This is a genomic window from Paraferrimonas sp. SM1919 (assembly GCF_010993985.1).
GTDB lineage: Bacteria > Pseudomonadota > Gammaproteobacteria > Enterobacterales > Shewanellaceae > SM1919.
In genome coordinates this window covers 1-8,795 of sequence record NZ_WINH01000040.1, presented here as the reverse complement: position 1 = coordinate 8,795, position 8,795 = coordinate 1, and the positions used below count along the sequence as shown (strand labels likewise).

Below are 8,795 nucleotides of genomic sequence, written 5' to 3'. Positions count from 1 at the left end.
GACAGGCTATGTCAGCGAGTATGCGCCTGAACTTCTCCAAGGCGTACCAAGAAGCCTAAATCGTGATGCCCTAGCCCGCGATGAAAAAGACCACTTTTGATGGTGCAGATCTGTGGACCTGTTTTGAAATTTCCTGGTTAAACCCCAAAGGTAAGCCCCTTATTGATGCCAGATTTCAATTTCTGCTTCAGCCTGCAGCGAGATCACCTGTGGTTTAATACCTGCATTAATCAGCATTTCAACTTTGCGAGCAGCCACCGAGCCTGCTCCAATAACGACAAAGTTTAATGAACTAGGGTTTACATATAAGGGTAAGTAATGCATAAATAATTTAATTAAAAATAACCTAAATTCACTTTACGCAAATTTTAAAACGAAGGCTAATATTTAGTTTTCGTTAATTTTAGTTTCAGAGGAAACATATTAATTTCAACAAATTAAGTTAATAAAAAAGGGCCTATTGCATAACGCCCTTTCAAGGTTTTAAGTTTCTGATTTAACCCTTTAGCAGCGGCCCATGCAAGCTTCATTACAAAATCAGGAGTGATTGGAAACTCACCCACTTTGCCACGTACACCATAGGTGCCAAAATATTTACGGGTCTTAACTTTAATTACTTCATATCCTTAACATACTGGCATTAGGATATCACTTTCGAAACATCAGCCTAGTGAAATTAGTCCAAGTTAATACAATATTCAGCTAAACCTTTAGTAAGTGAATGATGACTCACAACCACTGTCGTTAATTTCTCACAAGCAAGTTTTCCCAAATACTGCCTCTAAATAAGAAAGTGTCTTGGGTGAGATAACTAATTTGTTTGCGCCAACCACGATTAACTTCAACTAAAGGTGACCATCAATCATAAGCTGCCCCTGACTAGGTTGCAGCAACCCAGCCAAAATATCCATCAAAGTCGATTTTCCTAACCCTAAAGGGCCAGTGACTCCAATATTTAAATGGAATTGCTAGCACTAACAGCCTAGTTAAACCAAAACCGATAAAGCTCCCTGGAAACATGACTTTAAAGAAAGTCGACTTTTGTTTGAGCGCGGTCAATTTTCTAATCAACATCAATAGCATCATTCTTAAGATAAATCATGGCATTAGTACACCAGAAACAACTGAACAAAAAACATACAATTATTTTACTTTTATTGGTAATAATCCTATCTTAAGTCAATAAGTTGATGACTTGATTTTCGCTGTAAGTCCTGCAGTTCTTCTTCTTTTAAATGTGTTTATAAATATTAACAAGGACTTAGAGATGACAGAACCTTATATCGGGCAAATTCAGGCCTTTGGCTTTAACTTCCCACCTAAAAACTGGGCGTTGTGTAACGGCCAATTATTGGATATTAATTCCCACCAAGCTTTATTCTCGTTAATTGGCACTACATTTGGTGGAGATGGCAGAACAAACTTTGCTGTGCCTGACTTACGGGGAAGAGTGCCAATCGGCATGAGCCCTACTTTGCCCCAAGGAACAAAAGCTGGCTTTGAAGAAGTCACCCTCAGCCTTGCTGAGCTTGGTAGCCATAATCACCCTTTTAAGGGCGATCCGGGTCTGGGGGCAAAAGGCAACGCAGGCTCAAGTAAAAACCGCCTTTTAGCGGATTCTCAAGAGCCTTTATACGGTGCACCTAACAATCTAGTCAGTTTGGTGGATACATCCACCAATGGTGCCAACCAAGCCGGTGGCGGCTCCCATCAGAATATGCAGCCTACTCAAGTAATCAATTATGCCATCAGTTTAACTGGCGAGTACCCACCTAGAAACTAAGGAGAGTAACATGAGTGAAGGATTTATAGGTGAAATTAGAATATTTGCTGGTACTTATGCCCCCCAAAACTGGGCTTTTTGTGATGGTCGATTAATGGCAATCAATGACAATCAAGCCTTGTTCTCATTGCTAGGTACCGCCTATGGCGGCGATGGTCGAGTCAGCTTTGGTTTGCCAGATATGAGAGGTCGCTTACCCATGCATTTTGGTACAGGACCGGGGTTAACCCCAAGAGCGATTGGGAGTAGATTTGGGACTGAAGAGGTGACTCTGACCACAGCAGAAATGCCAAATCATACACATCTATTGCAAGCATCAACCACCTCTGCCAGTTCAGTAAAACCCAATAATCAGGTGTTAGCACAACCGCTTGTTGGCTTTTATGCCCCGCAGGAAGCTGGCGCCGTTCCCGAGGAGCTATCTCCATATACCATGGACAATAACAATGGCGGAGACAGTCACTCAAATATGATGCCTAGCTTAGGGGTAAATTTTATTATTTGTACCCAAGGGCTTTACCCAAGTCGCAATTAACAAGGAAAGAATAATGAGTAATCCATTTATCGGAGAAATCCAATTACTACCCTATACTTTTACCCCAAGATTTTGGATGAGCTGTGACGGCCAGTTGCTACCAATCGAGCAGTTTACTACCCTATTTGCCCTTATAGGAACAATTTATGGCGGTAACGGCAGAACAACGTTTGGCTTACCAAACTTAAACGGCCGAGTACCCATGGGAGCCGGAAGAGGACCCGGTCTAACCCTAAACCAATTAGGTGAACAACAGGGCTATAACACTATTTCATTGACAGCGTCTCAAGTGCCTGCACACTCACACACTGTCAATACCGAGCGCTCCAGCAGTGGTTCTTTTTCTACGGATCCAACGGGTAAGTTCATTGGCGCATCTCGCACTATAGATCCATACAGTGCTGATGATTCGACTCAAGTCTTCCAATACTTCCATGATAGTACCGTTGCTGATGCCGGTGATTCAACACCGCATGAGAATAGACAACCGTTTTTAGCATTACGTTACTGTATCGCCACGGAAGGGATTTTTCCTCCAAGAAACTGACAAAAACGCCCAATGCTTTATGCATTGGGTTTGCTTTTCACAAGAAATCGATTTTTAACTTAAATTTGGTTTGCAAACAAACTTTGAGGATTTAGGTAGTGCATTTTTTAAAAGTATTGATGTTATGGGGATTACTGAGCACTCCAGCTATCGCCAGTGATTTAACCTTTTATAACTTCAATCAAGCTACCACACTAAAATTAAATCAGCATAAAGACTCCGAGCTTTTTGGAGTTAACACTAAAACCAATCAAGAGTTTTTAGTTAATGGTGAAATTCTGGCTCATGTTGATAACCATTTTAATAACCAAAGTCTGTTAGACCTAGATTACGTTGCTGCAATCAATACTGTATTTGAAGCTAAAAGCTGGAAAGTGATCCTTATTCGCTTTAATAAACCAAAACAGATAATTCAAAATTGGCAACGTTTAAGTGAACTCAAGACTCTAAAGTTTTTACAGCCTAATTTGCTTCCTTTAAGCGCATTGGGCTTCAGACATACTCCTAACACCAGCACTCCGATTAAAGTTACTGAAAGCACATTAAAAAAAGTTTTCAGTTCAGCTAATTCAAACAAAGGCGAAGGTATAAATGTTGCAATTATCGATGATGGTTTTGCGCTAAAGGGTGGCCCCCTCAGCCATTTAAAACCCATTTTTAGCTACGATATAGAAACTCGGCAACTTAATAGCGAGCCAAAACTTAAAAATGATACCCATGGCACCAAAATAGCTCAATTATTTTTCAACCCAAAGTTTGGGCTACTCCCACAAGCCAACTTGATTGCCATTCGCCAAGTGAACAGTTGGACCGCAGATACCCTATTAGCACTGCACTTAGCGCATATTGCCAAGGCCGATGTCATAAACTGCGCATGGAATTCTGCGTGGTTATCCCAATACACCCAGTTAGCTTTAGATTACTTATCTCACTCAGGGAGGGGGGGTAAAGGGTTAGCTATCGTTTTTGCAGCAGGTAATCAGGGAGGATATATCGCTGCCAACTCCATTGAAGCAAGTATTAATAGCGCCATCGTTGTGGGTGCATTAAACGGTCAACAGCAGATCCATAGACGCAGTAATTACGGCCCAACGGTAGATGTTTATGTCCAACAATGGCACCCAATTCAAACAACTCCCAAACCCCTCTCAGGTACCTCTTTGACTAGCTCTTTAATCACCGCTGTTATCGCCCAAAAACTTTCTAAACAGCCAAACTTGACAGCTAAAGAGTTATCTACCAGCCTTATTGCTTTAGGCAAAATAGCACACATTCCACTCAAGGATGATTAGGGTTATGACAGCATCAAAGAAAAGTAAATTTGACAACGAATTTGATTTCAGCTGCGAATACAGTGAAAACCTACCCGCTATTTTTAAATCGCTCAATATTTCTTTAGCCTTTACCTCTTATCAAGCCCAGCGTTTAATGTTGGTTAGAAGCGATGGCGCTGAATTGGATATTAATTTCAAACATTACCAAAGACCTATGGGGCTTACGGTCAGTGATGAAGGACTCACTCTGGGAATATTTACTCAAATCGTAAACTTTCAACGTCAAGATCAATTACTTCCCCAACTTAAACAGCCCCTAGCAAGTATTGAATCAGACATCACCGCCCCAACTCTCCACAACCCCCAACCGAACAAGGCTTCCAAAAAGAAGCAACCGAGACGGCCAAAAAAACTCACTAAACAACAAAAGCAAAGCCTTAAACAAAAACAGGCATATACCCAAAAGCTATATAACGCCGTTGATGACAGAGTAGACGCTTGCTTTATTACCCGCTCCGCACATTACTCAGGCATGATAAACATCCATGATATTGACTGGGGCGATGACGGGCTATGGGTGGTTAATTCAAGCTTTTCATGTTTATGCACGGTCGAACCTGATTACAGCTTTATCCCCCGCTGGAAACCGCACTTTATCTCAGACTTAGCACCAGAAGATCGCTGCCACCTTAATGGCATGACCTTAAAAGACGGCAAACCCGCTTATGTCACCACATTTTCAACCGCCAACAGAGCAGGAGATTGGCGTAATAGTGATAGAAATACCGGCACATTAATGTGCGTGCAAAGTAACCAGATTTTAGTTGATGGTCTGCATATGCCTCACTCACCTAGGTATTACCAAGGCTATGTGTATTACTGCAACTCTGGGCTGGGGCAAATTTGTCGCTATCACCCTGAAACCAAACAATCTGAAGTGATTGCAGAAGTGCCCGGCTTTACCCGTGGGGTGGACTTTTACGGGACGTTAATGATTGTTGGCCTTTCTAAGGTGCGCCAATCCGATGTCACGGCCCCTGCACCACTAGGTAAAAAGTACGATGAAACCTTCTCTGGCCTATGGATTTTCAACCTAGATGAAACTGACGAAAGTAACAAGATTAAACAAGTTGGCTGCATTTCTTTTAGCGGTAATGTGGACCAAATTTATGATGTGGCGGTACTGCCTAATTGCAGTTTTCCAGAACTGATAGAAGCGTCACACCCAAGAATGCGCAACCACTTTACCTTCCCCAACCTTGAAGATATTGCTTAACTTAAAGGCTTGCTGATGAACACTAAATCCTCACCACTAAAAAAAACCGCCCATGCCGTAAAATTGGGCCTGCCGATGTTAGCCGCATTAGCCGGTGGCATTGCCAGTGCCCGCGGGGTTTACTCAAGTTCATCAAGGGCAAGAAAAAGTAACAGCATACCGTCTCAGGTAAATCATTCTGCGCCTGTTTTAGTTGAACCTAAACATCTTAAAAACAATAACAGTCCATTTTCAGCGTTTAGCAAAAAAGCGAGTACAGTGCCCAAAGTGGCGGATATAAAGGTCAACCAGCAAGCATTAGATTTTTTAAAACAGCAAAACCTGCTAAATAATGGTAATTTGGATCAAGCGAGGATCAGCGGCAGCATTGTGCAAAGGGGACGTAAACAGTTCGCTGATGTTTGTGCAAATCAGACTGCTCAATGGCTGATTGATAATGCTAGTAACGGAGAGTGGTGGGTAGGCGACGGTGCTGATAGTCAGTTTTTGCACAACGTGCATAGTCAAGGTGCTTGTGAAGGTGGAGGGAATCATTGGATTGTAACCACTAATGGAACTTGTTCAGATAGTATTAACAACAATCCACAGGCCTGTATAGCTAGTAGTGCTTGGTGGTATGTATATACCAATGGCATTCAAGTTCCTGTAAGTAATTCGGCTCCGACAATTTCCAATACTCCATCCTCCATCACCGCTTATCAAGGTCAACAGTTTTCCGCTGGTTTAAGCGCTGTGGTCATTGGCGATGCTGATGGCGGGGATGTTACCCTTACCTTTACAGCCTCCGCCGGCACCCTAACCGCTTCTGCAACCACACCCGGTGTGCAATATTTAGCTGGAAACTCTGCAAACTTCCAAATGACCGGCACACCCGCGGAATTAACTACCGCCCTCGATCTGGTGGTGTACACCGCCCCAAGTAGTGGTTCCAGCGCAACCTTAAGCTTTAGCGTGAACGATGGAACAGACACCACTAGCAGTGGCAATATCACCATTAATATCACCCCTCTGCCAGCCATTACCAGTGCCACTTATAACGACAGTACAGGTGTATTAGTGGTAACGGGCACTGATTTTGTCAGTAATAGTGGTGCCGCCAATGATATCGATGTATCCCTGTTAAGCATTAAAGGCGATGGTAACGCCAGCCATACCCTCACCAGCACGGATGTAGAAATCAGTTCGGCCACTAGCTTTTCAGTCAACTTAAACAGCAGCGACCAAAGCGCAGTACATGCTTTGCTTAATGCCAATGGTACTCAGGCCATTGATAACACGGTTTATAACCTAAGCGCAGCCGATAACTGGGCAGCAGGCTTTGAAAGCACTATTGATATTGCCGATAGTACTAATGCGATTACCGTAACGAATGTCGATGCCAAGGTGAACTACCTAAACTCTACCCCATCGCTGACCAGCACCGGCTTGTTTGCTTCGACCTTAAATATTGAATTTGATACCACAGGCAAAGCTTATTATGTGGTGGTGCCAAGCAGTGATAGCGCACCCAGTGCGGCGCAAGTAGTTGCGGGAAATAATGCGTCAGACTCCAGTGCCGCCGCCTCTGGCAGTATTGATATCACTAGCGCCAATCAAAACTACACGGCAAGTTTAAGCAGTCTAAGCCATTCAACCAATTACACCGTGTATGTGGTTGCACAAGACAGTGCCGGGGTAACCCAGGTAACACCAACAAACACTTCTTTTACCACAGCATCCCCGGATAGTGATGCAGATTTAACTCAGGCAGGGACGGTATCTGAGCCTGTCTCCATACCCACCAGTGCCGATACCGTTGGCGAAGCAATTGATATTTTTGATTTTACCTTAAGTGATGCAGGAACCTCTGACAACCTAACACTAGAAGTTTCACAAGTTGTCATCAACGTCACTGGTACCTCATCAGATGATGAACGCTCAGCAATTACATGGCGATTAAATGGTGCTGATGCCTCTAATATTAGTGGGGTTTATAACGCATCTAACGATACCATTACCTTTAGTGGTTTAAGCATTTCGGTTGCAGATGGTGCCTCAGAAATCTATACGGTGAACGCCTATTACAACGATAACAGTGCTATTACCCACAATGCCAACTATTCATTAAGCCTTGATGGTGATACTGATATCACGACTACTGCCTTGAGCACATTATTTGGTTCTACAACAGCAGTCACCACTGGCACTGCAACTTTAACCGATAATATTGCCCCGATGATCAGTGAAAACACTGCTGTCACGTCATTAACCAGTGACAGCACACCAGATCTTGTTATAACCAATAGCGAAGCAGGTACTCTCAGCGTTGGTGGTAGCTGTGGTAGTGGCAATGAGGGCGCCATTACGGCGGGTAATACTACTATCACCCTTAGTCAAACGGATAATTCTAGCCCATTAACGGATGCCACTTATAGTGATTGTACGCTGAGCGTGACCGATGCCGCCGGCAATGTTTCAAATACCCTAAGCGTGACCAGTTTTACTGTTGATACCCAAGGCCCTACAGTCACTAACAATGGCCTGAGCATTGATGAGAATGCTCAAGACACTGTTATAGGTTCAAGTCAATTAAGTGCTACCGATACTAATTCTTCCGCCGCCAATATTAGTTATACCCTTACCGCAGTATCTGGAGATGGTACTTTATATAACAATGCTACGGTATTAAACCAAGGAGACAGCTTTACCCAAGCCAATATTAATGCCAATAACATCAATTTTGATCATAACGGTGCTGAGAATAATTCGACGAGTTTTAGTTTCAGCATGAGTGACGAACTAGGGAATATTAACAATAATAGTGGCGCTAATTTTGATTTCACTATAACGGTTAACAATGTAAACGATGCTCCAACCATTACCGGTACTCCAAGTACTAGCGTCGATGAAGACAGCAGCTACAGCTTTACTCCAACCGGCAACGATGTTGATAGTGGCGATACCTTAACCTTTGCTATTACCGGCCTACCAAGTTGGGCCAGCTTCGATACCGCAACCGGGGCGCTTACGGGTACCCCGACCAATGATGATGTTGGTAACTACTCGAATATCATTATTAGCGTGACTGATGGCACTGAGACCGTGGCACTGCCAAGCTTTGCCATTAGCGTCAGTAACACCAATGATGCGCCGACCATTACCGGTACTCCAAGTACTAGCGTCGATGAAGACAGCAGCTACAGCTTTACCCCAACCGGCAACGATGTTGATACTGGTGATACCTTAACCTTTGCTATTACCGGTCAGCCAAGTTGGGCCAGCTTCGATACCGCAACCGGGGCGCTTACGGGTACCCCGACCAATGATGATGTTGGTAACTACTCGAATATCATTATTAGCGTGACTGATGGCACTGAGACCGTGGCACTGCCAAGCTTTGC

9 protein-coding genes and 1 pseudogene are annotated in these 8,795 nt (G+C 43.5%); 7 read left to right on the top strand and 3 right to left on the bottom strand.

Features of this window, described 5'->3' with window-relative positions; translation table 11 throughout:
• Window positions 1-80 precede the first annotated feature (80 nt).
• Window positions 81-218: a hypothetical protein gene (locus tag GFB48_RS17860; RefSeq protein ID WP_205597759.1), complete on the top strand. Its 138-nt coding sequence runs from the start codon at window positions 81-83 to the stop codon at window positions 216-218.
• Here GFB48_RS17860 and GFB48_RS16895 read toward each other — a convergent pair.
• The 3 genes and pseudogenes from GFB48_RS16895 to GFB48_RS17735 form a co-directional block, all read right to left on the bottom strand.
• Window positions 160-324 (bottom strand): NAD(P)-dependent oxidoreductase, encoded by a 165-nt coding sequence (locus GFB48_RS16895; RefSeq protein WP_163938563.1) that lies wholly within the window; start codon window positions 322-324, stop codon window positions 160-162. The genes GFB48_RS17860 and GFB48_RS16895 overlap by 59 nt on opposite strands.
• 167 nt (window positions 325-491) lie before the next feature.
• Window positions 492-614, bottom strand: a pseudogene (locus GFB48_RS16890) (hypothetical protein); the annotation flags it as partial.
• A gap of 231 nt (window positions 615-845) precedes the next feature.
• Window positions 846-911, bottom strand: a complete 66-nt coding sequence (locus GFB48_RS17735) for a hypothetical protein (protein ID WP_240464897.1) — start codon at window positions 909-911, stop codon at window positions 846-848.
• A gap of 356 nt (window positions 912-1,267) precedes the next feature.
• Here GFB48_RS17735 and GFB48_RS16880 point away from each other — a divergent pair, with 356 nt between their 5' ends.
• The 6 genes from GFB48_RS16880 to GFB48_RS16855 all read left to right on the top strand — a co-directional run.
• Window positions 1,268-1,783, top strand: coding sequence for a phage tail protein (locus GFB48_RS16880; protein ID WP_163938559.1), 516 nt, complete (start codon window positions 1,268-1,270; stop codon window positions 1,781-1,783).
• Window positions 1,784-1,793: 10 nt separating this feature from the next.
• Window positions 1,794-2,318 carry a phage tail protein gene (locus GFB48_RS16875; protein ID WP_163938556.1) on the top strand — a complete coding sequence of 175 codons (525 nt, stop codon included), beginning with the start codon at window positions 1,794-1,796 and terminating at the stop codon, window positions 2,316-2,318.
• 13 nt (window positions 2,319-2,331) lie between these two features.
• Window positions 2,332-2,865 carry a phage tail protein gene (locus tag GFB48_RS16870; RefSeq protein WP_163938554.1) on the top strand — a complete coding sequence of 178 codons (534 nt, stop codon included), beginning with the start codon at window positions 2,332-2,334 and terminating at the stop codon, window positions 2,863-2,865.
• Between the two features lie 98 nt (window positions 2,866-2,963).
• Window positions 2,964-4,157, top strand: coding sequence for a S8 family serine peptidase (locus tag GFB48_RS16865; protein ID WP_163938551.1), 1,194 nt, complete (start codon window positions 2,964-2,966; stop codon window positions 4,155-4,157).
• A 4-nt stretch (window positions 4,158-4,161) separates the two neighbouring features.
• Entirely contained in the window at window positions 4,162-5,415 is a 1,254-nt protein-coding gene (locus tag GFB48_RS16860) for a TIGR03032 family protein (RefSeq protein WP_163938548.1), read from the top strand.
• A 15-nt stretch (window positions 5,416-5,430) separates the two neighbouring features.
• The coding region (locus GFB48_RS16855; protein ID WP_163938545.1) for a putative Ig domain-containing protein at window positions 5,431-8,795 on the top strand (3,365 nt) is incomplete at its 3' end.

Bases quoted from the DNA above. Each gene is read 5' to 3' on its own strand.
- GFB48_RS16860 (WP_163938548.1), top strand. From the start codon at position 4,162: ATGACAGCATCAAAGAAAAGTAAATTTGACAACGAATTTGATTTCAGC.
- GFB48_RS16870 (WP_163938554.1), top strand. From the start codon at position 2,332: ATGAGTAATCCATTTATCGGAGAAATCCAATTACTACCCTATACTTTT.
- GFB48_RS16880 (WP_163938559.1), top strand. From the start codon at position 1,268: ATGACAGAACCTTATATCGGGCAAATTCAGGCCTTTGGCTTTAACTTC.
- GFB48_RS16895 (WP_163938563.1), bottom strand. From the start codon at position 324: ATGCATTACTTACCCTTATATGTAAACCCTAGTTCATTAAACTTTGTC.
- GFB48_RS17860 (WP_205597759.1), top strand. From the start codon at position 81: ATGAAAAAGACCACTTTTGATGGTGCAGATCTGTGGACCTGTTTTGAA.
- GFB48_RS16875 (WP_163938556.1), top strand. From the start codon at position 1,794: ATGAGTGAAGGATTTATAGGTGAAATTAGAATATTTGCTGGTACTTAT.